A 23,536-nucleotide genomic window follows, 5' to 3' on the forward strand; every position below is an offset into this window, starting at 1 on the left:
CGGTGCGGCGGCCGGCCGCCCGGTCAGGTGCAGCCCGACGGCCTGCGGTCCGGCGACCTGCGGCGCGGCGAAGCCCGACACAGGAGCGTAGAACGCGGACGCGCCGGCGCGCGGTTCAGGCTTTATTACACAAAATGTGTAATGCAATTCAGAACCTCCAAAGACTTGGCCCCCTGTGCGGGTGGGGCGGCGGCGGGGCGGCGTCGGGGCGGCGGCGGGGGGCCGGCGACGGGCGGGGCGGCGACGGGCGGGGCGCCGTCTGGGCGGCTCGCCGTCTGGAAAGGTCGGCGTCTGGAAAGGTCGGCGTCTCGGCCGCCCGCCGCCCTGACGCCGTCGGCGTCGTTCTTCCGGACGGCGCGGGGCGCGGCGCCGCCGCGGAGGACGATGCGCCGCCAACCGGCCGGTGTCGCGCCGACGAGCGAGGCCTCAGACGTCGATAAGCAGACGCGCAGGATCCTCCAGCACGTCTTTGAGGCGCACCAGGAAGGTCACCGCCTCGCGGCCGTCGATGATGCGGTGGTCGTAAGAGTGGGCCACATACATCATGTTGCCGGCGACGATCTCGCCGTCGGAATTGACGATCGGGCGCTTCTGGATCTTGTGCATGCCCAGGATTCCCGACTGCGGCGGGTTGATGATCGGGGTCGACAGCAGCGAGCCGAAGACGCCGCCGTTGGTGATGGTGAAGGTGCCCCCTTGCATCTCCGCCATCGTCAGCTTGCCGTCGCGGGCGCGACGGCCGAAGTCGGCGATCGACCCTTCGATCTCCGCGAAGCTCTTCTTGTCCGCGTCGCGCAGCACCGGCACGACCAGACCCTGCGGTGTGCCCACCGCGATGCCGATGTCGTAGTAGTTCTTGTAGATGATCTCGTCGCCGTAGATCTCGGCGTTGACGGCCGGCAGCTCCTTCAGCGCGACGACGGCCGCCTTCACGAAAAAGCTCATGAAGCCGAGCTTCACGCCGTGCTTCTTCTCGAACCGATCCTTGTACTCGGCGCGCAGGTCCATCATCGGCCCCATGTCGACCTCGTTGAAGGTCGTCAGCATGGCGGCCGAGTTCTGCGCCTCCTTGAGACGCGTCGCGATGACCTTGCGCAGCTTGGACATTTTGACCCGCTCCTCGCCGCGCGGGTCGAGGGGGCGGTCTCCGGCCGGCTCGTAGCTCGGCGCTGCGGGCTTGGATTGCGCGCCGGGGCTCTTCGCCGGCGCCTGGGCCGCCGGCTGCGCGGCCTTTGCGCCGGCGGCCGATTGGGCCTCGCCGCCGCCGGCCATGTAATTCTGCACGTCCTCTTTGGTGAGATTGCCCTTGGGACCCGTGGCCGGAATCTTCGAGGGGTCGAGGTCGTTTTCGGCGACCATCTTGGCGACCGCGGGGGACAGGGTCTCGTGCGTCGCCGCCTGGCCGCCGCCCGAAGCCGCCGCAGGCGCATCCTGCTTAGACGCTTCCTCTTTCGGGGCCTCCTCTTTCGGCGCCTCCTTCTCGCCGCCGCCGGAGGAGGAACCGGACGCCCCTTCCTCGACGCGACAGAGCACGGCGCCGACCTCGACGTCGGTTCCCTCCTCGGCGACGATCTCCGCGAGCGCGCCGGCGACCGGCGAGGGGACCTCGATCGAGACCTTGTCGGTCTCGAGCTCGCACACCGCCTCGTCCTTTTCGACCGCGTCGCCGACCGCCTTGAACCAGTTGATGACCGTCGCTTCGCTGACCGATTCACCGAGCGTGGGCACCGTCACATCCGTGGCCATGGACCTAATCCCGTCTTCCGTTGTTCGAACGCCGCCCTAGGCGGCGCGTCATTCCCTGTGAAAGTTGCGCGCGGCTGCACCGGCGCTCGCCGTCAGCCCTTCTTCGCCGTCGCCTTCTTGGCCGCGGACTTCTTCGCGGACCCCTTCTTGGCCGCCGTCTTCTTGGCCGCGGATTTTTTGGCGGACGCCTTCTTTGAGGCCGTCTTCTTCGCCGCGGACTTCGTCGCGGCCTTCTTTGACGGCGCTTTCTTGACCGCGGCCTTTGTCCCGCCGGCTTGCTTCGACGTCCCCTTGACCGCCGGCGCCGTTCGGGCGCCGAAGCCGGGCTCCAGCTCGGCGTCCGCGCGCAGCGCCGGCGTTCCGCCGACTTTCACCCCGCCGACGGTGACCGTCATCGGCTTCAAGCTCAACGCATGGTCGACGATATGCTCCTGCTGCGCCTGGTGGCGCTTGGCGAGACCGGTCGCCGGCGAAGCGGCGGCGTCGCGGCCGATATAGTTCGGCCGACGGCAGGGGCCGTGCGCGATCTCTTCCAGCACCCGTTCGATCCGCCGATCGAGGAATTGCCAGGAGCCCATGTTCTCCGGCTCCTCCTGGCACCAAACGATGTCGGCGTTCGGGAACCGCGAGAGCTCCTGCCCGAGCGCGTAGAAGGGGAAGGGATAGAGCTGCTCGACCCGCAGCAGATAGATGTCCTTGATGCCGCGGCGGTCGCGCTCGGCCTCCAAGTCGAAATAGACCTTGCCGGAGCAAAGCACGACCCGCTTGATCTTCTCGTCCGCGGCGAGCGTCCCCTCCAGCTGGGCGTTGTCCCACAGCACCCGGTGGAAGGTCGTGCCGGGGCCGAACTCGCTCAGCTTGGAGACGCACTTCTTGTGCCGCAACAGCGACTTGGGCGTCATCAGGATCAGCGGCTTGCGGAAGTTACGGCGCACCTGCCGGCGCAGAACGTGGAAATAGTTCGCCGGCTGGGTCACGTTGCAGACCTGCCAGTTGTCCTCGGCCGAGTTCTGCAGATAGCGCTCGAGCCTGGCGGAACTGTGCTCGGGCCCCTGGCCCTCATAGCCGTGGGGGAGCAGCATCACCAAACCGCACATGCGCAGCCACTTGGCCTCGCCCGAGCTGATGAACTGGTCGATGATCACCTGCGCGCCGTTGGCGAAGTCGCCGAACTGCGCCTCCCACAGGACCAGCGCATGGGGCTCCGCCGAGGCGTAGCCGTATTCGAAGCCGAGCAGCCCGAACTCGCTGAGCGGGCTGTCGATCACCTCGAACGGCGCCTGACCCATGCGGATGTTGTTGAGGGGGACGTAGCGGTTCTCGTTCTCCTGATCGACCAGCACAGAATGGCGCTGGGAGAAGGTGCCGCGTTCGCTGTCCTCGCCGGAGAGTCGGATCGAGGTGCTCTCGCACAACAGGGTCCCGAAGGCGAGCGCCTCGGCGGTGCCCCAGTCGATCCCCTCGCCGGTCTCGATCATCTTGCGCTTGGCTTCAAGCTGACGCTGGATCTTTGAGTTGACGGTGAAGTTCTGAGGGGTCTGGCTGATCGCGTAGCCGACCTCTTTCAGGAGATCCATGTCGACGGCCGTGTCGCCGCGGCGCGCGCCGCTCTCCGCGATCGACAGGCCGGCCCACTTGCCTTCCAGCCAGTCCGCCCGGTTCGGCTTGAAGCCCTTGGCGGTGTCGAATTCGGCGTCGAGCGTCGTCTCGAACTCCTTGACCATCTTGTCGCCGGTCCCGGGCTCGACGACGCCTTCGGCCTCCAGCCGCTCGGCGTAGATCTGCCGGGCGCGCGGGTGCGAGGAGATCTTCTTGTACATCAAGGGCTGCGTGAACATCGGCTCGTCGCCCTCATTGTGACCGTGGCGGCGGTAGCACCACATGTCGATCACGATGTCCTTCTTGAACTTTTGCCGATATTCGATCGCCAGTTTCGCGACGTGGACGCAGGCCTCCGGATCGTCGCCGTTCACGTGGAAGACCGGTGCGTCGATCGTCTTGGCCATGTCGGAGCAATAGGGCGAGGAGCGCGACTTCGACGGGGCGGTGGTGAAGCCGATCTGGTTGTTGATGACGATGTGGATCGTCCCGCCCGTCCGATAGCCGTGCAGCTGAGAGAGCAGGAAGGTCTCGGCCACCACGCCCTGGCCGATGAAGGCGGCGTCGCCGTGCAGCAACAGGCCCATGACCTTGTCGCGCTCGCTGTCGCCGCGCTGGCGCTGCTTCGCACGCACCTTGCCGAGCACCACGGTGTTGACGCACTCGAGATGGCTCGGGTTGGCGGTCAGCGACAGGTGGATGGTCTTGCCTTCGAACTCCCGATCGGCCGACGTGCCGAGATGGTACTTCACGTCGCCCGAGCCCTGCACCGAATCCGGATTCGCCGGCATGCCCTCGAACTCGGCGAAGATCTGCTGATAGGGCTTCTGCATCAGGTTGGCGAGCACGTTGAGCCGCCCGCGGTGCGCCATGCCGAGCACGACCTCCTCAAGGTTCAGCTGCGCGCCGCGTTTGAAGATCTGCTCGATCATGGGAACGAGCGATTCGCCGCCGTCCAACCCAAAACGCTTGGTGCCGCGGTACTTGCGGTCCAGGAACGTCTCGAAGACGTCGGCGTGGGTCAGCCGCTCGAGAATCGTGCGCCGGCCGAGATTGGTGAAGTCCTTGCGGTTCCGGCTGGATTCGATGCGTTCCTGAATCCAGCTCTTCTCCTCGCCGTCCTGAATGTGCAGGAACTCGACGCCGATGCTGCCGCAATAGGTCTCGCGGCAGATCTTGACGATCTCGCGCAGCGTCGCGCTTTCCAGGCCGAGATAGTAGTTGATGAAGATCGGCCGATCCCAATCGCCGTCGCCGAATCCGTAGGTCGAGGGATCGAGCTCCGGATGCTCCGCGCGATGTTCGAGATTCAACGGATCCAAGTTCGCTTCGGTGTGCCCGCGCATGCGGTAGGCGCGGATCAGCATGAGGGCGCGGATCGAATCCAGCGTCGCCTGGCGGATCCGGTCGGCGTCGGTCGAGACGCCGCCGCCGGCCTTCATGTAGTCCAGCAACTGCTGGAAGGGGGTGCCGTCCTTGACCGGCTCGCTCAGCGCGTCCGAAAGCGTCAGTTCGCCCCGATCGCCGCCGTTGCGGCCGACGACCTTGGTCTGGCGCGGCGCCCAACTGGGGCCGTAGTGGTTGCCGAGCAGCACCTCGTCCTCGTCGCCGAGGCTTTCGAAGAAGGCCTGCCACCCCGCGTCGACCCCGTCGGGATCGTTCCGCCACTTCTCGAACAACTCCGCGATATAGGTTTCGTTCGCCCCGTAAAGCGGTGTGCTCTCGCCGATATACGCCATCGCCCTCAGCGCTCCTTCGTCAACCGGCGTCGGCCGCCTGCCCAAGCCCCCGCCGGGGATCGGCCGTCCGCCCAAAAGCGCGACGCCGGCGCCGGTCTTCCGCCGGCGCCGGCGCGCTTCGCCGTCTAGCCCTTCAGGGCTTCCACCATCGTGGAGCCCAAAGCCGATGGGCTGTCCGCCACGCGGATGCCGGCCGATCGCATCGCGTCCTGCTTGCTCTCCGCCGTGCCCTGTCCGCCCGAGATGATGGCGCCCGCATGGCCCATGCGCTTGCCCGGGGGCGCGGTCACGCCGGCGATGAAGCCCACCATCGGCTTTTTCACCTTGGACCGCTTGAAGAACTCCGCGGCCTCCTCCTCGGCGGTGCCGCCGATCTCGCCGATCATCACGATGCCTTCTGTTTCATCGTCGTCCAGGAACATCTCCAGGCAGTCGATGAAGTTGGTGCCGTTCACCGGATCGCCGCCGATCCCGATGCAGGTCGACTGGCCGAGGCCGGCCGCCGAGGTCTGGGCGACGGCCTCGTAGGTCAGCGTGCCCGAGCGCGAGACCACGCCGATCTTGCCGCGCTTGTGGATGTGGCCCGGCATGATGCCGATCTTGCAGGCGTCGGGGGTGATGACGCCCGGGCAGTTCGGCCCGATTAGCCGGGTCTTGGACCCCGTCAGCGCCCGCTTGACCTTGACCATGTCGAGCACCGGGATGCCTTCGGTGATGCAGACGACGAGCGGCGTCTCGGCGTCGATGGCCTCAAGGATCGCGTCGGCCGCGAAGGGGGGCGGCACGTAGATCACGCTGGCGTCGGCGCCGGTCTTCGCGCGCGCGTCCGCGACCGTGTCGAAGATCGGCAGGTCAAGGTGCGAGCCCCCGCCTTTGCCGGGCGTCACGCCGCCCACCATCTTGGTGCCGTAGGCGATCGCCTGTTCGGAGTGGAAGGTGCCCTGCGCGCCGGTGAAGCCCTGGCAGATGACCTTCGTATTCGCGTCGATCAGAACCGCCATTACTTCGCCTCCTTGACCGCGGCCACGACCTTTTCGGCCGCGTCGGCCAGATTGTCCGCCGGAATGATCGGCAGACCGCTCTCGGCCATGATCTTCTTACCCTGCTCGACATTCGTGCCTTCGAGACGCACGACCAGCGGCACGTCCAGGTTCACCTCGCGGCTGGCCGCGACCACGCCTTCGGCGATGACGTCGCAGCGCATGATGCCGCCGAAGATGTTGACCAGGATGCCTTCGACGTTCTCATCCGACAGGATGATCTTGAAGGCGGCGGTCACCCGCTCCTTCGTCGCGCCGCCGCCGACGTCCAGGAAGTTGGCGGGACTGCCGCCCTTCAGCTGAATGATGTCCATCGTCGCCATGGCGAGGCCCGCGCCGTTCACCATGCAGCCGATCGAGCCGTCGAGCTTGATGTAGTTGAGCTCGTGCTTGGAGGCCTCGATCTCCGAGGGATCCTCCTCGTCCACGTCGCGCATGTCGGCGACGTCGGAATGACGGAACAGCGCGTTGTCGTCGAAGTTCATCTTGGCGTCGAGCGCGATCACGTCGCCCATGCCGGTGACGACCAGCGGATTGATCTCGACCAGGCTGACGTCTAGCTCGATGAAGGCCTTGTACATCGCCGTCAGGAACTTCGTGCAGCTTTTGATCTGCGGCCCTTCAAGGCCGAGGAAGAAGGCGATGCGCCGGCAGTGGAAGCCGGAAATGCCGCTGGCGGGATCGATCGAAACCTTGCAGATCGCGTCCGGGTTCTCGGCCGCGACCTCTTCGATCTCCATGCCGCCCTCCTGGGAGGCCATGATCGTCACCTGGCTGGTCGCCCGATCGATCAGCATGGAGAGGTAGAGCTCGCGCTGGATGTCGCAGCCGTCCTCGATGTAAAGGCGCTTGACCTCCTTGCCCTCAGCGCCGGTCTGCTTGGTGACCAGCACCCGACCCAGCATGGCCTTGGCGTTCTCGCGAACCTCTTCGATCGACTTGGAGACGCGCACGCCGCCCTTGCCGTCGGGATCGTTCTGAAAGCGCCCGGCGCCGCGGCCGCCGGCGTGGATCTGCGACTTCACGACCCAAATCGGGCCGCCGAGGTCGTTGGCCGCCTGCACGGCTTCTTCCGCGGTGTAGGCGACCTTGCCGTCCGGTACGGCCACACCGAAGCGGCGAAGCAACTCCTTCGCCTGATATTCGTGGATGTTCATGGGTTCCTGGTTCCCCGTGTCCTCAAGACGCGCCCCGGCGGCGATAGGCCGGACCCGGCGCGGCTTCGGTTCTGTCGGTTCTTTGTCTTCCCCGGCCGATCGTCCGCCTGACAGCGCGCAGGCGGCGGGCGGCGGCGATCCGCGGGCACTTTAGCAGCATACCCCCGCCGTTCAACCGCCCCCATGGCGGCGGCGCGGGCGTCAGGACGGAAAGGGCGGCGTTCGCGACGCCGCCCCGTTCGCCTCAGCTCTTCTTGGCGGCGGCCTTCTTGGCTCCGCCCTTCTTGGCGCCGGCCTTTTTGGCGCCGGCCTTTTTGGCGCTCGCCTTCTTCGCGGGAGCCTCCTTGGCGGCCGCCTTCTTGGCGGGCGCCTTCTTCTGCTCCGCCTCGACCTTTTTCAGCGCCTCGTTCAGCGTCTTCACCTGATCGACCGAGTGATCGAACATCTTGCGCTCTGGCTTGGTCATCTCAATCACGACGATCTTCTCGACGCCGCCCGCGCCGATCACAACCGGCACGCCGACATAGAGGCCGTTCAGCCCGTACTCCTTGCGGCAATAGGCCGCCGCCGGCAGCACGCGCTTCTTGTCCTTGAGGTAGCTTTCCGCCATGACGATCGCCGAGGAGGCGGGGGCGTAGAAGGCCGAGCCGGTCTTCAAGAGATTGACGATCTCGGCGCCGCCGTCGCGGGTGCGCTGGACGATGTCGTCGATCTTCTTCTTGGTGGACCAGCCCATCTTGATCATGTCCGGCACGGGAATGCCGGCGACGGTGGAGTAGCGCGTCAGCGGCACCATGCTGTCGCCGTGCCCGCCGAGGACGAAGGCCGTGACGTCCTCGACCGAGACGCCGAATTCCTCCGCCAGGAAATAGCGGAAGCGCGCGCTGTCGAGAACGCCGGCCATGCCGACGACCTTCTCCGGCTTCAGGCCGGATTCGCGCTGCAGCACGCCGACCATGACGTCCAGCGGGTTGGTGATGCAGATGACGAAGGCGTTCGGGCAGTTCTTCTTGATGCCCGCGCCGACGGCTTTCATCACGTTGGTGTTGATGCCGATCAGGTCGTCTCGGCTCATGCCCGGCTTGCGCGGCACGCCGGCGGTGACGATGACGACGTCCGCGCCCTTGATCGCTTTGTAGTCGCTGGCGCCGGCCAGTTTCGCGTCGAAGCCTTCGACCGGCGAGGCTTCCGCGATGTCCAGCGCCTTGCCCTGCGGCACGCCGTCGACAATGTCGAACAGAACGATGTCGCCCAATTCCTTCAGGCCGGCCAGCAGCGCCAGCGTGCCCCCGATGTTGCCCGCGCCGACCAGCGCGATCTTTTTCCTGGCCATGATGAGTACGAGATCCCTTCCCCTGGGCGCCGAAGCGGGCGAGCCCCGCGACAGGCCGGCGCCGGTGTGTCGAATGATCGCCCGGATTGCTACGCCAAAGCGCGGGCGAGGGCAAGGCGGGAGGGGGCGGGGGCGGTCCGAACCCGGCTAATGGATGTGCGGCGTCACCTGCCAAGTCAGCCCGCCGGCCCCGTCGGCGGCGTCCCGGACCCGCACATCGCGATCGACCGGCCCCGGCGCCGCCAGGAAGTCGATCACGGCGCCGGGACGCTTGGCCATGTCTGCCGGCAAGGCGTCTCCGGTATGGATTTCGGGAATCGCGGCGATGCAAAGCTCATGGTTCGGCGTGATCGCCGCAATCTGCTGCGGTCCCAAACGCTCGCGGACCAGCAGCGGCCGGCCGTCCACCGCCAAACCGGCGTCGATCATCATCGGGGACTCGTTCAACAGTTCAATATACCCGTGCGACGTCGCGGGCTCCTCGGCCCGGTGCATCGCGGTGAAGGTCGCGTCCACTTGCAGAAACTTCCAGCGTTCGCCTGGCGCGGCGTCGACCAGCGTGGTGCGGCGCGACGCGTCGCCGACCACGGTCGTCTCCGCCGCCCAGAGCTGATAGGCGAAGCGATAGATCACCGGGTCGGCCGACTGGCCCGGCCCCAGCGGCTGAACCGTCCAGGCGATCGAATTCAGGCCGTCCGGCTCTCCAGAAAGCGGTCGCTGATAGACTGCGAGATAGAGATTCTCCGCTTTCGTCTCGTTGTGAAGATGCAGTTTCATTTCGGTGGTCATGATCCGTCCGCTCCTGCGCGCGCCGCGTCGTCACAGCATGGCGAGCGACGCCAGGCCGTTTCGTCGGCGATCATTCAATTTAAAATAGCGATTTTGCAAATATAAAGCTTTTCAGGGCGTCTTGTTGTGCGTTGCGCGCGCGCCGGCTGTTCTATAGACGATCGCTCCATGCTCACTCCGCTCCGCCGCCTCTACGACTGGACCATGGCCAAGGCCGCGCATCCGCATGCGGTCTGGTGGCTGGCCGTCGTGTCCTTCGCGGAGAGCAGCTTCTTTCCGATCCCGCCGGACGTGATGCTGATCCCGATGGTGATCGCGCGGCCGAACCGGGCGTTTTTCTATGCGGCCGTGTGCCTCGCGGCCTCGGTCGCGGGCGGGCTCGGCGGCTACGCCATCGGCTATTTCCTGTTCGAGACGCTGGGCGAGCCGCTGGTCCATCTCTACGCCGCGCCCGGCGCGCTGGAGTCGGTGCGCGAGCGCTATCACGAATATGGCTGGTGGATCGTCTTCGGCGGCGGGCTGACGCCGGTCCCGTACAAGATCATCACCATCGCCTCGGGCGCGCTGGCGCTCGACCCGCTGGCCTTCACGGGCGCCTCGATCGTGGGGCGGGGCTTGCGCTTCTTCCTGGTCGCGGCCTTGCTGTGGAAATTCGGCCCGCCGATCCGCACGCTGATCGAAGAGCGCTTCGGGCTGATGACGACGCTGTTCTTCATCCTCTTGGTCGGCGGCTTCGTCGCGATTAAGTATCTGATCTGACGCCGCCGCCCTTCGCGACCAGGAGAGTATTCCTGCGATGACCGCTTCGTCCGCCCCGATCAACGCTCTCTCCCGTCCCGCAGCGCTGGGGATCGTCGTCGCGCTGCTGGCGGCGGGAACGCTGGGCGCGGCGAACTATTTCGAACATGTGGTCGGTCTGGCGCCGTGCGAGCTGTGCCTCTATCAGCGCCTGCCCTGGTGGATCGCCTTGGGGCTCGCCTGCGTCGCGATTCTGGGACGCCGCGCGCCGCTGGTCGCCTCGGTGGCGCTGGGGTTGGCGGCTCTGGCGCTCCTCGGCAACGCGGGGCTCGCCGGCTATCATGTCGGCGTTGAGTACGGCTGGTGGGCCGGACCCAGCGGCTGCAGCGGCGCGGCCGCGCTGCCGAGCGATCTCGGCGGCCTGAAGCAATCCCTGCAAGGGCCGCCGCCTCCGCGCTGCGACGAAACGCCGTGGTCCCTGTTCGGCCTGTCGATGGCGGCCTACAATCTGCTGCTGTCGCTGGGCGGCGCCGCGCTGATCGTGGGCGTGATGCGTCGCGCCGGCGCGCGCAGCAACTGAGGAGAGACGATGAGCGCGCAGACGACCGACAGCCCCGCCCCGCGCGGCCGCAACAGCCGGTTGGGGCCGAAATACCTGCCGGGCGATCCGGGGTTCCGCGGCCGGCGCGCCCAGGAGGTCGAGCGCATGATCCGCGTCGACCAGGCCGGCGAATACGGCGCGCAACGGATCTACGAGGGCCAGTTGCGGGTCCTCGGCGCGGGCCGTCACGGCGAGGTGCTGCGCCACATGCAGGCGCAGGAGCAGGTGCATCTCGATGCGTTCAACGAGATCATGACCCGCCGGCGCGTGCGCCCGACCATCTTCAGCCCCTTCTGGCACGCCGCCGGCTACGCGCTGGGCGCGGGCACCGCGCTGATGGGCGAGAAGGCGGCGATGGCCTGCACGGTCGCGGTCGAGGAGACGATCGACGAGCACTACCGCCAACAGCGCGACGCCCTGCCCGACGACGAGGCGGAGTTGAAAGAGACGATCGAGCGCTTCCGTCAGGAAGAACTGGAGCACCGCGACATCGGGCTGGAGCACGGCGCGGAAGGCGCCGCCGGTTATCCGATCCTCTACGGCGCGATCAAGCGGGCGTCGAAACTCGCCATCTGGCTGTCGGAGCGGTTCTGAGCGGGCGCGCGCGCCGGCGCCGGCCGTTCATTCCTCCAATTCGGTATCCCAATAGAGATAATCGCGCCAGCTTTCGTGCAGGAAGTTGGGCGGAAAGGCGCGGCCGTTCTCCTGCAGTTCGAAGGTCGAGGGTTCGCACGGCCGTCGCAGCAGCGGCATCGACGCCTGGCCCGGCGTGCGTCCGCCCTTCTTCAGATTGCAGGGCCCGCAGGCGGAGACGACGTTGGCCCACGTCGTCGTGCCGCCCTGGCTGCGCGGAATGACGTGATCGAAGGTCAGATCCGGCGCGGAGAAGGGATCGCCGCAATATTGGCACAGCAGCCGATCGCGCAGGAAGACGTTGAAGCGCGTGAAGGCCGGCCGGCGGGCCGGTTGAATGTATTCCTTCAGCGAGATGACGCTGGGCAGCTTGATCTCGAAGGAGGGGCTGTGCACGGCGCGGTCGTATTCGCTGATGACGTTGACCCGTTCGGCGACGACCGCCTTGATCGCTTCCTGCCATGACCAGATGGAGAGCGGAAAGTAGCTGAGCGGACGGAAATCCGCGTTCAGCACCAGGGCCGGGTGTTCGCTCAAGCTCAGCCGCATCGCAGTACGCGCTCTCCTCGCTCGACCCTCTCGATCCGCTCGATCGGGGAGGGCGGGATCGGGACCGAGTCTAGCCCGAACCGATTCACGCCACAACATTTTGTGGCCTGACGCGGCGAATTATCACGTCCTTGTAAAAATCGCGCCGCCGCGCGCCGAGGGGTACGGTAAAGAGGTTGCGCGCGTGTGACAAATCGCTCGACGCGCCGCCGCTCACTCCCGATAGCCGCCGGGCCGCTTGCCGGGCCGGCCCGGTCCCGACCCGCGCTTGCCGCGCGCGGCGCGCTCGGGGAAGGAGAGGACGTTCTGCGCCTCGAAGCCCTCGGGGGTCGGCGGGCGCTCGCGGTCGGCCTCCTCGCGGGCTGCGCGCTGGGCGGCGCGTTCGCGCTCGATGCCGGCCTGCTCCACCACCGTGTGGCCGTTCATCGGAAAGGTCGCGTTGAAGCCGCCGTGGCGATAGCGGATCGTCGCTGCGGGTTTGCGTCCGTAGATCCAAAGATCGGGCATGCTCGTCGCCTCCTTCGTGACGCGCCGGGACCGGCGCGACGCCGCATGGACAGCAGTGCCACGGACCCCGCCCGCTGGCAACCGCGGGCGCTTGTTTTTCCGGCGAGGCTAGGGCTATCTGCGCGGCCCATGGAGATCCTGCTCGACATCATGCTGCCGGTCTTCGGCGTCGTCGTCTTCGGCGCCGTCGCGCGTGCGCTCGGCTGGATCAAGGACGGCGCAGTGGACGCGGTTGCGAGCTTCGTCTTCAACTTTTGCGTCCCCGCCCTGCTGCTTCGCACGGTCGGGACCACCGATCTGCCGGCGACGCCGCCCTGGGGATTGTTCGGCAGCTTCTATCTGGGCGCGATCCTGCTCTACGGCTTCGGCATGTTGACCGGGCGTCTCGCCTTCGGCCGTCCGCCGATGGGGCAGACGCTGACCGGCATGGCCTGCGCCTTCGGCAACACGGTGATGGTCGGCATTCCGATCACGCTGGCCGCCTACGGCGAAGAGGGCGCGCTGCCTTTCTTCCTTATCCTGTCGGTGCACGGGCTCCTGTTCTTCACCGTCACCACGCTGCTGCTGGAGGTCCAGCAGGGGGCCGAAGATCGCTCAACCTTGCGCGATCTGCCGCGAAACGTCGCGAAATCGCTGGTGACCAACCCAATCCTGGTGGGCATCTTCCTCGGCCTCGCCGCCAACCTCTCCGGGCTCGGCGTGCCGGAGCCGGTCAACGGGATCGCCGGGATGATGCAGGCGGCGGTCGCGCCGTGCGCGCTGTTCGTCCTGGGCGCTTCGCTGGTGCGCCACGGGATTAAGGGGCGGGTCCTGCAGGCGAGCGTCGTCACCGTCGCCAAAACGCTGCTTTTCCCGGCGATCACGTATCTGCTGGCGACCTACCTCTTCCACCTGGAGCGGGAGTGGGTGGAGATCGCCACCATCACCGCCGGCCTCCCGGTCGGGCTGATGGTGTTCGTCTTCTCCTCGAAATACGGGACGGGCCAGGCGATCTCGGCCACGGCCGTGTCGCTCTCGACGACGGCCAGCCTTTTCACGCTGTGGGGCATGTTGGTGCTGTTCGACGCCGGCGGCGTGTGAGGGCGTCGGCTATCCGTCGCGCGGGAAGTCGGGACCGACGGTGGGCGGGTCCTGGATCTCGGGCAGATCCTCGCTCTCCACGGCGCCGGCCGGCGGGGCGGGGGCGACCGGCGGCGGGGCCGTCGGATCGCGCGGCGCGGGCACGACCGGCGGTAACTGCGCCACCCGGATCGGCCCGAGATAGAGCCCGCCGTTCTCCGCCGTCAGCGGCATCTCGATATAGGCGCGCCCGTCCGAGCCCTGTCGGGCGAACAGCCGCGCGCCGCCGACCAGCAACCGGGCCGCCGTGGGGTCGATCAGCCCCGCCTCTCGGAAGCGTTCGATCGCGCCGTCGAGACCGCTGATCCGCGCCTGATAGCCGCCTGCGGGACGCAGCTCGCCGTCGAGCGTCATCTGGCCTTCGGCGTCGAGGCCGAGCGGCCCCCACCCGACGCGGAGCCACGGCGTCTCCAGGCGCCCGCCGGCGTCGCGCCACAGCGTCAGCGCGCGGCGCAGGCCCGCCTGCGGCACCGGCCCCATCACGCGCATGCGGGTCGACAGCCGCTCCACCCGATCGCCCAGCGGCCCGGCGTGGCGCGGCGGCAGGTCGACGCCGTCGGCGCTCAGCATCAGCTCGGCGCTGGGATCGTCGGCCCCCGTCGGCGGCGCGGCCGGCAGGTCGAGCGTGACGACGACCCGATCGGCCGCCGCGTCGAGCGCCAAGTCCGCGCTGTCGATCGCGAGCGCGTCGAGGGTCAAGGTCGCGCGGCGCAATGCGCCGTTCAAATCGATCTCCGCCCCGCCGACCGCGCGCTCGGCCGCCAAATCGATGCGGCGCGGCGTCCCGTCGATCGGCGCTGTGAGGCGACTGGTCCCGAACAGCTCAACGCGGTAGTCGGTCGGCGCCCAGGGTCGTACTTCGAAACGCAGGCGATCGCTCTCCCAGGCCCAGACGCCTTCGGGGTCGATGAGCCGTACGGCGTCTAGATCCAGCGTGACCACGCCGGGGAACCCGCCGAGGGTGCGCGCCGCCGTCTCGACCGTGTAGCCGCCGCGTCGCCAATCCTGTATCCAACGGTCGATTGCGCTCTCGGCCTGAGCGGCGGCGATCCACCAATAGACGGCGTAGCCGCCCGTCGCGAGGACGAGAAAGGCGAGCGCGACGAGGAGGGAGCGGCGCAAGATCATGACGGAAAGCCTTAGGGCGAGTCCGCGCGGCGCGCAAGGAAAGCGCGCCTCTCAGCCGCAGCGCGACCAACCGCAGCTGGCGCAGACGTCGCAGCCCTCTTCGCGCACCAGGCCGGCTTCGCCGCAGCGCGGGCATTGCGCGCCCGGCCGGCCGCCGGCCTGCGCCGCCGCGCGCTTGGCGGGATCGCCGCCGAGACCGGGCCGTTCGCCGGCGGAGAGGAAGCCGATCTCCACCATGTGGCGTTCGATCACCTCGCCGATCGCGGCGAGCAGAGAGGGCACGTACTTGCCCCCCATCCAGTAGCCGCCGCGCGGGTCGAACACCGCCTTCAGCTCCTCGACCACGAAGGCGACGTCGCCGCCGCGGCGGAAGACGGCGGAGATCATCCGGGTCAAGGCCACCGTCCAGGCGTAGTGCTCCATGTTCTTGGAGTTGATGAAGACCTCGAACGGCCGGCGCCGGCCGCCCTCGCCGCCTTCTTGGATGTCGTTCAGCGTGATGTAGATCGCATGGTCGCTTTCCGGCCAGCGCAGCTTGTAGGTCCGCCCTTCAAGGGCCTGAGGGCGGTCCAGCGGCTCGCTCATATAGACCACCTCGCCGTCGGGGCGCGCCGCCGGCCGGCTTTCGGCGGCCGCTCCCTGGGCGGGCGGCGTCTCGGCCGGCTCGACCGACAGGCTCGGATCGTCGGCGGACGCCGGCTCGTCCTCCGCGCTCGCGCTCAACACGGCGCCGGTGACCTCGTTCGGACGGTAGGTGGTGCACCCCTTGCAGCCCATCGCGTAGGCCTTGGCGTACACGTCCTTGAAGGCTTCGAAAGAGATGTCGGCGGGCAGGTTGACGGTCTTGGAGATCGAACTGTCGACATGGCGCTGGGCGGCGGCCTGGATCGCCAGATGATCGTCGGGGGCCAGCCTTTGGGCGTCGACGAAATATCCGGGAACCTCCGCCTCCGCCCCGAACGTCTCCCGGAACAGGCGATAGGCGTAGTCGACCACGTCATGGCTTTCCCGCCCGCCGTCGGGCGCCAGCACGTTGCGCTTGGCGCGGAAGGAGAAGACCGGCTCCACGCCCGAGGAGACGTTGTCCGCCACCAGGGAGATCGTGCCGGTCGGCGCGATCGAGGTGACGAGGCCGTTGCGGACGCCGTGCGCTGCGATCGCGTCGCGAACGTCCGCATCCAGGCGCCGGATCGTCTCGCTCTCCAGATAGCGCTCGGCGTCGAACAGCGGAAAGGCGCCCTTCTCCTTCGCGAGCTCGACCGACGCGCGATAGGCCGCGCGCTGCAGCCCTCCCAGCCAGCGCTCGGTCAGGGCGATCGAGTCCGCGCTGCCGTAGCGCACGCGCAGCATCAGGAACGCGTCCGCCAGTCCCGTCACCCCGAGTCCGATGCGGCGCTTGGCCTGCGCCTCCTCGCGCTGCGCCTCCAGCGGAAAGCGCGAGACGTCGATCGCATCGTCCAGCATGCGCACGGCGGTCGCGACCGTCTCGGCCATCGCCTCCTCGTCGAGCGCGGCGTCCTCCGCGAACGGCCGGTCGACGAAGCGTGCGAGATTGATCGAGCCCAGCAGGCAGGCGCCGTAGGGCGGCAGCGGTTGCTCCCCGCAGGGATTGGTGGCCGCGATCGTCTCGCAATAGGCCAGATTGTTGCGCGCGTTGATCCGGTCGATGAAGATCACGCCCGGCTCCGCGTGATCGTAGGTGGAGCGCATGATGCGATTCCACAAATCGCGCGCGCGCACGGTGCGATAGGTCTTCCCGCCAAAGACCAGATCCCAATCCGCGTCGGCGTCGACCGCCTCCATGAAGGCGTCGGTCGCCAGCACCGACATGTTGAAGTTGATGAGGCGTCCGGCCTCGGCCTTGGCGTCGATGAAGGCCTCCACGTCCGGATGGTCGCAGCGGATGACGCCCATCATCGCGCCGCGGCGATAGCCGGCCGACATGATGGTGCGGCACATCGCGTCCCACACCTCCATGAAGCTGATCGGGCCGGAGGCGTCGGAGCCGACGCCGCGCACCACCGCGCCCTTGGGCCGGATTGTGGAGAAGTCGTAGCCGATGCCGCCGCCCTGCTGCAGGGTGACCGCGGCCTCCTTCAGCCCGTCGAAGATGCCGGGAATGCTGTCGGGGATCGTCCCCATGACGAAGCAGTTGAAAAGCGTCACGTCCCGGTCGGACCCGGCCCCCGCCCAAATGCGCCCGGCCGGCATGAAGCGGAAGTCCTGCAGCGCCGCGCGGAAGACCGGCCGCCAGCGATCGGGCGCGTCCTCGGCCTCGGCCAGCGCCGCGGCGACCCGGTCCCAGCTGTCCTCGATGGAACTGTCCACAGGCGAGCCGTCCGGACGCTTCAGCCGGTACTTCATGTCCCAAATGCGCCTGGAGAACGCGTCGGTCACGATCTGCACCTTCTTGGAATCGCGGGCTTTTTCCGCCCGGCGGCGGTTGCTCTCGACGCTGCGAACGGCGAATTAACTATAAGAAATCCTTCATCTTTTTCAGTATAGGGGCGGGGTTGCGGCGGAGTCAAACGATGTTCGGCCTTTGTTTGCCGAGGGCCAAATAGTTCGGCAGCCGACGCAGTCGGTTAAACGCTTGGCCAACGGGCGAAAATCCGCAAACCCTGCGGCGCGGCCGCAATCCTCCACATCGTTATCCACAGGCTTGTTCGATGCGGGCCTTAAGCATTTGCAGGAAGCTTTTCCGGTCGAGACCTTTCGGGATCGGGGCGAGCACCTTGACCGTGATCGTCCCGGCGCGCTTCACGAAGGCGCGTCGCGGCCACAGCCGACCGGAGTCAAGGGCGATCGGGATCACCGGCGCGTCGATCTGGCTGTAGAGCGCCGCCGCGCCGGGGAGGTAGGGGCGCTTTTCACCCGGGGCGACCCGGGTGCCCTGAGGATAAATCACGACCGACCGGCCCTTCTCGATCTGGTCGCGCGCCTGGCGGACCATACCCTTGAGCGCGGCCGCCCCGGCCGTGCGATCGACCGCCACCATCTCGAACTTCTTGAGGAACCGCCCGAAGAGCGGAATGCGCGTCAATTCCTCTTTCAGCACGAAGGCGGGGCGATTCAGCAAGGCGTTGAAAATCAGCGTCTCCCACATCGACTGATGCTTGGCGGCGAAGATCACCGGCCCGCGCGCGATCGCGTCCGAGGCCTCGCGGTCGATTTGAATGCGGTAGCGCACTCTCAGCACGCGCCGGCTCATCCAATCGAAGAAATCGACCCAAAGGTAGCAGACCGGTCGCGCCCATCGGATCGGCAGCAGCAGCGTCGGCAGCAGCAGGATCAACATCGCCGTGGTCAGAGGATAGAACGTCAGCGCGAAGACGATCGAGCGAACGCGGTCCATCGGCCGGGCGGCTTTGACCGTCACCGGGCCGCCTCCGGCTCCGCGCGGCTCTTGGCCGCGCCGATCAGCGCCTCCAAGGCGATGCGCACCCGGGCCAGCAGATATTTCGTATATTCGCCGGCGAACAGGGCGGCCGTGCCCGGATTGCGAAACCACGCGGACTGCTTGACGTTGGGCGGAAAGACAGGGTGCGGCACGATCACCGTATCGGGCATGGCGGTGCGGAACTCCATCAGGCTGCGCGGCATATGGTAGGCGGCGGTCACCAGACGCAACGAGACGAAGCCGCGCCCTTCCATCCACGCGGCGGTCTCGCGCGCGTTGCCGATCGTATCGCCGGCCTTGTAGTCGATGTGGATGCAGCATTCATGGCGACCCGGCTCCTGCTGGGCGATGCGCAGCAATTCGGCGACGTCGACGCCGCGATAGACGCCGGAGACGAAGAGTTGATCCGCAGCGCCGCGGCTCAACAGCTCCAGCCCCGTCTCCAGTCGTTGGCTGCCGCCGGTCAGCACGACGATCGCGTCCGTGGGTCGGTCCGGGTCGGCGACCTCGTCCGGCAGGGCGGCGGCGTAGACCAGAAAGCCGAGCGCCCAGGCCAGCGCGCCGGCGCCCAAAAGCGTCGCCAACAGCCGGCGCCGCCAGGGTCGTCGTTCACGGGGCGAGAAACGCGGCGCGCCCATGGCTCACGGCATCCGACGCAGGCTGCGCAACACGGTGCGCCGCGCGGCGAGATGAGAGAGCAGCGCCGTCGCCAGCGGCAAAAGGGCCAGATAGGGCCAGTCCGGCCAATCGAGCACTGCGGGACCCGGCAACTCCGCCCCGGTCGCCGCCGCCGCATAGCCGAGACCGATCACCGTGAGTCCGGCGATCAACGCGCCGCCGAGGCCGCCTTTCAGGCTGGCGCGCAGGGCCTGGCGCTGAAACTGGCGGGCGATGAAGTTGTCCGACGCGCCGATCAAGTGAAGCAGTTCGATCGTTTCGTGATGGGCCAGCAAACCGCCGCGGGTGGCGAACAGGACAACCGTCGCGGCGGCCAGGATCACCACCGCGACGACGGCCAAGCCGACCAACTGCAAGGACTGCAGGAAGGCGACCAGACGCGCGCGCCACAGCCCGTGATCGTCGAGCGCCGCCCCGGGAGCGACGGTCTGCAACTGCTGGCGCAGCACCGCTAGATCGACCTCCTGCATATCCGCCACCTCCACCGCGATCAGTCGCGGCAGCGGCAGGCTGGCGGGGTCCAGCGTCTCGCCCAACCAGGGCTCCAACAGCGCCTGGATGCGCGATCCGGGCAGCGGCTCGGCGGCGGCGATCCCGGGGGCGTCGGCGAGGATCCTCACCGCGTCCTCCACCGCCCGGTCGAGGCGCGCTTCGGCCGCCACGGCGTCGCCCATTTCGTCCGCCGGGGGCGGGATCTGGACCGTCATGCTGTCGGCGAGCCCCTGGCTCCAGCTTTCGGCGAAATCGTGCAACAGCAGCGCGCCCGCCAGCGCCAATCCGGCGACGAAGGTCATGAAGCCGATCAGCCACGGCATCAGCCGCCCCGCCGGATCTTGGGCGAAAGGAATGATCGCCCGGCCGCGCGCGCTCATCGCCGGGACCCCAGGCCTAGACCGCCGCCGCGGGGTTCCGGCCGCGGCGCGCGCGGCGGCGTTTGCGCGTGCAGCACGCCGTCCTCAAGATGCAGACGCTGGTAGTCGAACCGGTCGATCAGCGCCTGATTGTGCGTGGCGACGACCACGGTGGCGCCCTGCTTGTTGAGCGCCTCCAAGAGGTAAAGCAGACGCATCGCGATGCGATCGTCGACATTGCCGGTCGGCTCGTCCGCCAAAAGCAGCGCGGGGCGGCTGATCACCGCCCGCGCGATGGCGACGCGCTGCTTCTGACCGCCAGACAGGGTCGCCGGCCGCGCGTTCAGGTGATCCTTCAGACCGACCCATTCCAGCAATTCGCCCACATGCTTACGGATCTGGCCTTCGCTGCGCCCCGCGACGCGCAGAGGCAGCGCCACATTCTCGAACGCGCTCAGGTGGTCGAGCAGCCGGAACTCCTGGAACACCACGCCGATGCGCTGACGCAGCTCCGGCAGTTCGTCACGGCTCAGCGTGCTGAGATCGCGATCGAAGATGTTGATCAGTCCGCGGCTCGGCCGATGGAACAGGTACATCAGCTTGAGGAGCGAAGACTTGCCCGCGCCGCTCGCCCCCGTCAGGAAGCGAAAGGCGCCCGGCGGCAGATCGAAACTGACGTCGTGCAGCACCTCCGGACCGGCGCCGTAGCGCATGCCGACATTTTCGAAACGGATCATGCGGGCTCTGTCGACCTTGCTCGCGGGCGCCGCTGAGGGCGGTTGACGATTCCGGCGTCGGACGGGTAGGGGCGCGCGGGCGTCCGGAGCCCGACGGCGGACCCTGCGCCGATGGTTCACAATCGCACGGAAGCGCGGGCGGCGTAAAGCGGACGGCGCGCCGTTTGAAAGGCTACGCTTTGTTGCGCGAATCAGGGCAACATCCTATAAGGCAAGCGTGCTGTGGAAAGGCCGATTCCCCGTATGATCCTGACATGTCCCAACTGTCGGTCGCGTTTCAAGGTGAAGCCCGAGGCGCTCGGCGCGCAGGGCCGCACCGTGAAATGCGCCAAGTGCGCGCACAAATGGTTCGCTTCGCCCGACGACGGTGAGGAGGGCGGCGCGCCGAAATCGGCTGCGCCCAAGAAGCCGCCCGCCCCCAAGGCCGGCCCCAAAAAGGCCGCGCCCAAGAAAGCGCCGACGAAGCAGGAGACCGCGGCCAAACCCAAGCCCGCGCCCGCAGCCGAGGTCGACGAGGACGAGTTCGAGCCGCCCGCGTTCGCCGACGGCGGAAAGTACGGCCCCGGCTCCGAGACCGCGGATGACGCCTTCGAGCCGCCGCCCCCGCCGCCCGGGCGCGAGCGCAGCGCCGGCTACGACGAGCCGCCGCTGGGACCGGACGAGGAGATCGTCCCGCGCCAGCGCCAGCCGAAGACGGTGAAGAAATCGCCGTTGGGCGCGTGGATCTTCCTGCTGGTGCTGGTCGTGGGCGTATGCGTCGGCGGCTTCTTCTTCCGCCACGACATCGTCAAGGCCTATCGTCCGGCGAACGCGATCTTTTCCGCGATCGGCTTTCCCGTCGACACGTTGGGTTTCGGCTTGGAGTTGCCGGCGCCGAAGAGCCAGGCGATCATCGACGGCGACCAGCGCACGCTGCGCATCACCGGCGAGATTCGCAACACCACGGCCGAGCCGATCGACGCGCCGCTGCTGCGCGGCGCGCTGCGCAACGCCCAGGGCGACGATTTGACGGTCTGGACCTTCGAGGCCGCCGAGGAGCGCATTCTGCCCGGCGAGACGGTCTCCTACGAGACCGAGGTCGAGAACCCGCCGCGCGGCGCGACCGGCCTGTTCGTGACCTTCACCCGCGCCGACGAGGTCGAGGGCGCAGCCCCTGAGATGGAAGGCGGCGGCGAGGACGGCGGCGGCGAGGGCGGCGGCGGCGCGCAGCAGGACGGCGGGTAGGCCCGCTCTCTGCGACGCGTCGCGCTCCGCCAAGCGCGCCGGAGCGTCTCCCGACATCGGCCGCGTCCGTCGAGACGGGCGCCTGGGCGCCCTCCTCAGGACGAGGGCGCGGGCGATCGCCTGTAAGACAGGGCGCTTAGGCCGACCGGCGCAAGCCCTCCAGCATATCCGCGAAGTCCTCGGGCGCCGGGGTCTTCAGGCCCGCGATCTTGCCCGTCTCGTCGAAGCGGCGCAGACGCACGGCCGCCTTGTGGTGCGGATTGGCCTCGAAGGCCGCGACCTCCGCCTCCGACATCGGGCCGCCCTGCAGCTCCAGCGAGCGGACGGAGGCGGCGGACAGCCGATCGAAATAGTCCGGCTCGACCGCGCAGAGATAGCGTTTGGCCGCGACGTGCAGGCGCACCGGCTCCGAGACCTCGGGCGGGAAGAAGCGGGCGAGGAAGTCGGCGCCCGCCTCCTCGTGCCGGCTGTCGATCCCTTGCGCGGCCGCGTCCTCGGTGAAGTCGTGCAGATAATGCCCGACGTCGTGCAGCAGCGAGGCGGCGATCAGCGCCGGATCGGCGTTCTCCTGATCGGCGCAGACGGCGCATTGCAGCGCGTGCTCCTGCTGGCTGACCGCCTCGCCCAGATAGTCGCGCCCGCCCGACTGGCGGAACAGCGACAGGATGAAGGGGACCACGCTCTCCGGCGTCACCGAGGCGGGATCGCTCGGCAGGGTTTCGCGGATCGGGGCGGCGGTCATCCTCTGTCTCCTTGGTCTCGGTCGCGCTCCATGACGCGCAGTTGGCTCAGCAGCGAATCGATGTCGGCGTAGCAGCCCTGCAGCCAACGCGCCCCCGCGCCGTAGGCGCCGCGGCCGTGCAGCACCCGGCGATTGTCGACGATGAAGACGTCCCCCGGCGCGAGCGTGAAGCGAAGCGGCAGGTCCGGCTCCCGCAGGATTCGGGCGAAACGGCGATACGCGTCGTAGAAGGGACGCATCGCGTCGGCCGGCAGGTCGAAGGGCGCGATGGAGCGATTGTTGTAGGCCACGGCGATCGGCCGGCCGGCTTCGTCCGCCTCGATCAGACGACGGCGGGCCTGAAGGTCGACGCCGCCGCTGCGATATCGGAAGGGGACGCGCCAGCGGGTCAGCAGATCGTAGTCTTTCGGCGAACGCTCATAGAGGCGCCGCGCGGCCTCGAACCCGTCGACCGCCAGGCTCTCGCCGCCGCCGTCGGCGTCCGCTTGCAGACAGTGGAGGAGCTGCAGCGTCGGAACCGGATCGCGATAGGGATTGTCCGTGTGCACCCCCAACCCTTCGCCGGTGAAGGCCATGTTGGTCGGCTTTGCTTCGGCGCGCACGTCGAACAACCGGCCGTAGTTGGTCTCGCGCACATAGCCGAAGAGCGAGGCCAAGCGACAGACCGTCTCCGGCTCGACCGGCGCGCCGCGCATCAGCGCCACGCCGTCGCGGCGGATCGCGTCGAGCCAGCCGTAGAGCGCCGCCGGATCGCGGGTCACGGCGGTGTAGTCGTGCCAGATCGGCTCGCCCATCGCCGCGGCGTCCCAGCTGGCGGGCCAGGCGGCGTCGCGCAGCGAGTCGGAGGCGTGCGCTTTGAGCCAGGCCGCGTCGTAGGCGAGGTCAATCCCCTCCGGCTCGAACCGCACCGCCAGGGCCCCGTCGCACCGCATTTCAGCCGTCGCGATCGAGAGGTCCTCGGGCAGGTCGGCGACGTCGAACAGCCGCTGGTCGTTGTCGCCATGGCGAAAGGCGCCCCCCTGCGCCTGATCGCGCAGCCAAAGCGCCTCGAAGCGGCGGCGCGCGCCGTCCGGCCATTCGAGGATCAAGAAGTGCGGCTGCTGGGCCAGGATCGTCGCCGCTCGGCCGGCGGCGAGCGCTGCGTCAGGCATGGAGCTCTCTCCTCATAACCCTTGCGTCTAGCAAAACTCTGTTGCGTTTGTGTTGCGCCGCGCGCGGCGGCGGGT

Annotated in this window: 20 protein-coding genes and 1 pseudogene; 5 read left to right on the forward strand and 16 right to left on the reverse strand. The window is 68.1% G+C overall.

What is annotated here, in order from left to right; genetic code table 11:
- Nucleotides 1–426: 426 nt before the first annotated feature.
- The 6 genes and pseudogenes from odhB to RIB45_RS03265 form a co-directional block, all read right to left on the reverse strand.
- Nucleotides 427–1,746, reverse strand: a complete 1,320-nt coding sequence (gene odhB, locus RIB45_RS03240; RefSeq protein ID WP_350048723.1) for a 2-oxoglutarate dehydrogenase complex dihydrolipoyllysine-residue succinyltransferase — start codon at nucleotides 1,744–1,746, stop codon at nucleotides 427–429.
- A gap of 92 nt (nucleotides 1,747–1,838) precedes the next feature.
- Nucleotides 1,839–5,084: a 2-oxoglutarate dehydrogenase E1 component gene (locus tag RIB45_RS03245; protein WP_350048725.1), complete on the reverse strand. Its 3,246-nt coding sequence runs from the start codon at nucleotides 5,082–5,084 to the stop codon at nucleotides 1,839–1,841.
- A gap of 125 nt (nucleotides 5,085–5,209) precedes the next feature.
- Complete coding sequence (sucD, locus tag RIB45_RS03250; protein WP_350048727.1) at nucleotides 5,210–6,085, reverse strand: succinate--CoA ligase subunit alpha; 876 nt, start codon at nucleotides 6,083–6,085, stop codon at nucleotides 5,210–5,212.
- A complete protein-coding gene (sucC, locus tag RIB45_RS03255; RefSeq protein ID WP_350048729.1) occupies nucleotides 6,085–7,281 on the reverse strand; it encodes an ADP-forming succinate--CoA ligase subunit beta in 1,197 nt (398 codons plus the stop codon). Before sucC ends, sucD begins: the two co-directional genes overlap by 1 nt.
- A 388-nt stretch (nucleotides 7,282–7,669) precedes the next feature.
- A pseudogene (mdh, locus tag RIB45_RS03260) lies at nucleotides 7,670–8,614 on the reverse strand (malate dehydrogenase); the annotation flags it as partial.
- A gap of 147 nt (nucleotides 8,615–8,761) precedes the next feature.
- Complete coding sequence (locus tag RIB45_RS03265; protein WP_350048731.1) at nucleotides 8,762–9,403, reverse strand: RhiA family protein; 642 nt, start codon at nucleotides 9,401–9,403, stop codon at nucleotides 8,762–8,764.
- Between the two features lie 168 nt (nucleotides 9,404–9,571).
- On the opposite strand from RIB45_RS03265, the gene RIB45_RS03270 reads away from it, so the two are divergent.
- From RIB45_RS03270 to RIB45_RS03280, 3 genes are read left to right on the forward strand one after another with little or no spacing between them, the layout of a single operon-like run.
- Nucleotides 9,572–10,162, forward strand: a complete 591-nt coding sequence (locus RIB45_RS03270) for a YqaA family protein (RefSeq protein ID WP_350048733.1) — start codon at nucleotides 9,572–9,574, stop codon at nucleotides 10,160–10,162.
- Between the two features lie 37 nt (nucleotides 10,163–10,199).
- Nucleotides 10,200–10,721 (forward strand): disulfide bond formation protein B, encoded by a 522-nt coding sequence (locus RIB45_RS03275; RefSeq protein ID WP_350048735.1) that lies wholly within the window; start codon nucleotides 10,200–10,202, stop codon nucleotides 10,719–10,721.
- Nucleotides 10,722–10,730: 9 nt separating this feature from the next.
- A complete protein-coding gene (locus RIB45_RS03280) occupies nucleotides 10,731–11,336 on the forward strand; it encodes a demethoxyubiquinone hydroxylase family protein (RefSeq protein WP_502882546.1) in 606 nt (201 codons plus the stop codon).
- A gap of 27 nt (nucleotides 11,337–11,363) precedes the next feature.
- Here the strand turns inward: RIB45_RS03280 and RIB45_RS03285 are convergent, their stop codons facing one another.
- On the reverse strand, nucleotides 11,364–11,924 hold the full coding sequence (locus RIB45_RS03285; RefSeq protein WP_350048737.1) for an HNH endonuclease: 561 nt from the start codon (nucleotides 11,922–11,924) through the stop codon (nucleotides 11,364–11,366).
- 213 nt (nucleotides 11,925–12,137) lie between these two features.
- The gene (locus tag RIB45_RS03290; protein ID WP_350048739.1) at nucleotides 12,138–12,431 is read right to left on the reverse strand and encodes a hypothetical protein; all 294 of its coding nucleotides are present in this window, start codon (nucleotides 12,429–12,431) and stop codon (nucleotides 12,138–12,140) included.
- Nucleotides 12,432–12,560: 129 nt separating this feature from the next.
- Between RIB45_RS03290 and RIB45_RS03295 the strand changes: the two genes are divergently transcribed.
- A complete protein-coding gene (locus RIB45_RS03295; RefSeq protein WP_350048741.1) occupies nucleotides 12,561–13,511 on the forward strand; it encodes an AEC family transporter in 951 nt (316 codons plus the stop codon).
- Nucleotides 13,512–13,520: 9 nt separating this feature from the next.
- On the opposite strand, the gene RIB45_RS03300 is transcribed toward RIB45_RS03295, so the two are convergent.
- From RIB45_RS03300 to ftsE, 6 genes are all read right to left on the reverse strand, one after another.
- The gene (locus RIB45_RS03300; protein WP_350048743.1) at nucleotides 13,521–14,678 is read right to left on the reverse strand and encodes a DUF2125 domain-containing protein; all 1,158 of its coding nucleotides are present in this window, start codon (nucleotides 14,676–14,678) and stop codon (nucleotides 13,521–13,523) included.
- Nucleotides 14,679–14,729: 51 nt separating this feature from the next.
- Nucleotides 14,730–17,042 carry an adenosylcobalamin-dependent ribonucleoside-diphosphate reductase gene (locus RIB45_RS03305; RefSeq protein WP_502882551.1) on the reverse strand — a complete coding sequence of 771 codons (2,313 nt, stop codon included), beginning with the start codon at nucleotides 17,040–17,042 and terminating at the stop codon, nucleotides 14,730–14,732.
- A 286-nt stretch (nucleotides 17,043–17,328) separates the two neighbouring features.
- Nucleotides 17,329–18,057, reverse strand: coding sequence for a lysophospholipid acyltransferase family protein (locus RIB45_RS03310; RefSeq protein WP_350048747.1), 729 nt, complete (start codon nucleotides 18,055–18,057; stop codon nucleotides 17,329–17,331).
- The gene (locus RIB45_RS03315) at nucleotides 18,054–18,716 is read right to left on the reverse strand and encodes a YdcF family protein (protein WP_350048749.1); all 663 of its coding nucleotides are present in this window, start codon (nucleotides 18,714–18,716) and stop codon (nucleotides 18,054–18,056) included. Before RIB45_RS03315 ends, RIB45_RS03310 begins: the two co-directional genes overlap by 4 nt.
- Nucleotides 18,717–18,719: 3 nt before the next feature.
- Complete coding sequence (locus tag RIB45_RS03320) at nucleotides 18,720–19,628, reverse strand: cell division protein FtsX (protein WP_350048751.1); 909 nt, start codon at nucleotides 19,626–19,628, stop codon at nucleotides 18,720–18,722.
- Nucleotides 19,625–20,344: a cell division ATP-binding protein FtsE gene (gene ftsE / locus RIB45_RS03325; RefSeq protein WP_350048753.1), complete on the reverse strand. Its 720-nt coding sequence runs from the start codon at nucleotides 20,342–20,344 to the stop codon at nucleotides 19,625–19,627. Before ftsE ends, RIB45_RS03320 begins: the two co-directional genes overlap by 4 nt.
- Before the next feature lie 243 nt (nucleotides 20,345–20,587).
- Here ftsE and RIB45_RS03330 point away from each other — a divergent pair, with 243 nt between their 5' ends.
- Nucleotides 20,588–21,568 (forward strand): MJ0042-type zinc finger domain-containing protein, encoded by a 981-nt coding sequence (locus RIB45_RS03330; protein ID WP_350048755.1) that lies wholly within the window; start codon nucleotides 20,588–20,590, stop codon nucleotides 21,566–21,568.
- Between the two features lie 136 nt (nucleotides 21,569–21,704).
- Here RIB45_RS03330 and RIB45_RS03335 read toward each other — a convergent pair whose 3' ends face one another.
- Both RIB45_RS03335 and tmpA read right to left on the reverse strand, forming a co-directional pair.
- Nucleotides 21,705–22,310, reverse strand: a complete 606-nt coding sequence (locus tag RIB45_RS03335) for a phosphonate degradation HD-domain oxygenase (RefSeq protein ID WP_350048757.1) — start codon at nucleotides 22,308–22,310, stop codon at nucleotides 21,705–21,707.
- The gene (gene tmpA, locus RIB45_RS03340) at nucleotides 22,307–23,461 is read right to left on the reverse strand and encodes a 2-trimethylaminoethylphosphonate dioxygenase (RefSeq protein ID WP_350048759.1); all 1,155 of its coding nucleotides are present in this window, start codon (nucleotides 23,459–23,461) and stop codon (nucleotides 22,307–22,309) included. The genes RIB45_RS03335 and tmpA overlap by 4 nt, the downstream gene beginning before the upstream one ends.
- Nucleotides 23,462–23,536 lie beyond the last annotated feature (75 nt).

The sequence above is a fragment of the Marivibrio sp. genome (assembly GCF_040218065.1).
GTDB lineage: Bacteria > Pseudomonadota > Alphaproteobacteria > UBA8366 > Aestuariispiraceae > Marivibrio.

Excerpts from the sequence above, each read along its gene's own strand:
- odhB (WP_350048723.1), bottom strand. The coding sequence starts at position 1,746 with ATGGCCACGGATGTGACGGTGCCCACGCTCGGTGAATCGGTCAGCGAA.
- RIB45_RS03245 (WP_350048725.1), bottom strand. The coding sequence starts at position 5,084 with ATGGCGTATATCGGCGAGAGCACACCGCTTTACGGGGCGAACGAAACC.
- sucD (WP_350048727.1), bottom strand. The coding sequence starts at position 6,085 with ATGGCGGTTCTGATCGACGCGAATACGAAGGTCATCTGCCAGGGCTTC.
- sucC (WP_350048729.1), bottom strand. The coding sequence starts at position 7,281 with ATGAACATCCACGAATATCAGGCGAAGGAGTTGCTTCGCCGCTTCGGT.
- RIB45_RS03265 (WP_350048731.1), bottom strand. The coding sequence starts at position 9,403 with ATGACCACCGAAATGAAACTGCATCTTCACAACGAGACGAAAGCGGAG.
- RIB45_RS03270 (WP_350048733.1), top strand. The coding sequence starts at position 9,572 with ATGCTCACTCCGCTCCGCCGCCTCTACGACTGGACCATGGCCAAGGCC.
- RIB45_RS03275 (WP_350048735.1), top strand. The coding sequence starts at position 10,200 with ATGACCGCTTCGTCCGCCCCGATCAACGCTCTCTCCCGTCCCGCAGCG.
- RIB45_RS03280 (WP_502882546.1), top strand. The coding sequence starts at position 10,731 with ATGAGCGCGCAGACGACCGACAGCCCCGCCCCGCGCGGCCGCAACAGC.
- RIB45_RS03285 (WP_350048737.1), bottom strand. The coding sequence starts at position 11,924 with ATGCGGCTGAGCTTGAGCGAACACCCGGCCCTGGTGCTGAACGCGGAT.
- RIB45_RS03290 (WP_350048739.1), bottom strand. The coding sequence starts at position 12,431 with ATGCCCGATCTTTGGATCTACGGACGCAAACCCGCAGCGACGATCCGC.
- RIB45_RS03295 (WP_350048741.1), top strand. The coding sequence starts at position 12,561 with ATGGAGATCCTGCTCGACATCATGCTGCCGGTCTTCGGCGTCGTCGTC.
- RIB45_RS03300 (WP_350048743.1), bottom strand. The coding sequence starts at position 14,678 with ATGATCTTGCGCCGCTCCCTCCTCGTCGCGCTCGCCTTTCTCGTCCTC.
- RIB45_RS03305 (WP_502882551.1), bottom strand. The coding sequence starts at position 17,042 with ATGAAGTACCGGCTGAAGCGTCCGGACGGCTCGCCTGTGGACAGTTCC.
- RIB45_RS03315 (WP_350048749.1), bottom strand. The coding sequence starts at position 18,716 with ATGGGCGCGCCGCGTTTCTCGCCCCGTGAACGACGACCCTGGCGGCGC.
- RIB45_RS03320 (WP_350048751.1), bottom strand. The coding sequence starts at position 19,628 with ATGAGCGCGCGCGGCCGGGCGATCATTCCTTTCGCCCAAGATCCGGCG.
- ftsE (WP_350048753.1), bottom strand. The coding sequence starts at position 20,344 with ATGATCCGTTTCGAAAATGTCGGCATGCGCTACGGCGCCGGTCCGGAG.
- RIB45_RS03330 (WP_350048755.1), top strand. The coding sequence starts at position 20,588 with ATGATCCTGACATGTCCCAACTGTCGGTCGCGTTTCAAGGTGAAGCCC.
- RIB45_RS03335 (WP_350048757.1), bottom strand. The coding sequence starts at position 22,310 with ATGACCGCCGCCCCGATCCGCGAAACCCTGCCGAGCGATCCCGCCTCG.
- tmpA (WP_350048759.1), bottom strand. The coding sequence starts at position 23,461 with ATGCCTGACGCAGCGCTCGCCGCCGGCCGAGCGGCGACGATCCTGGCC.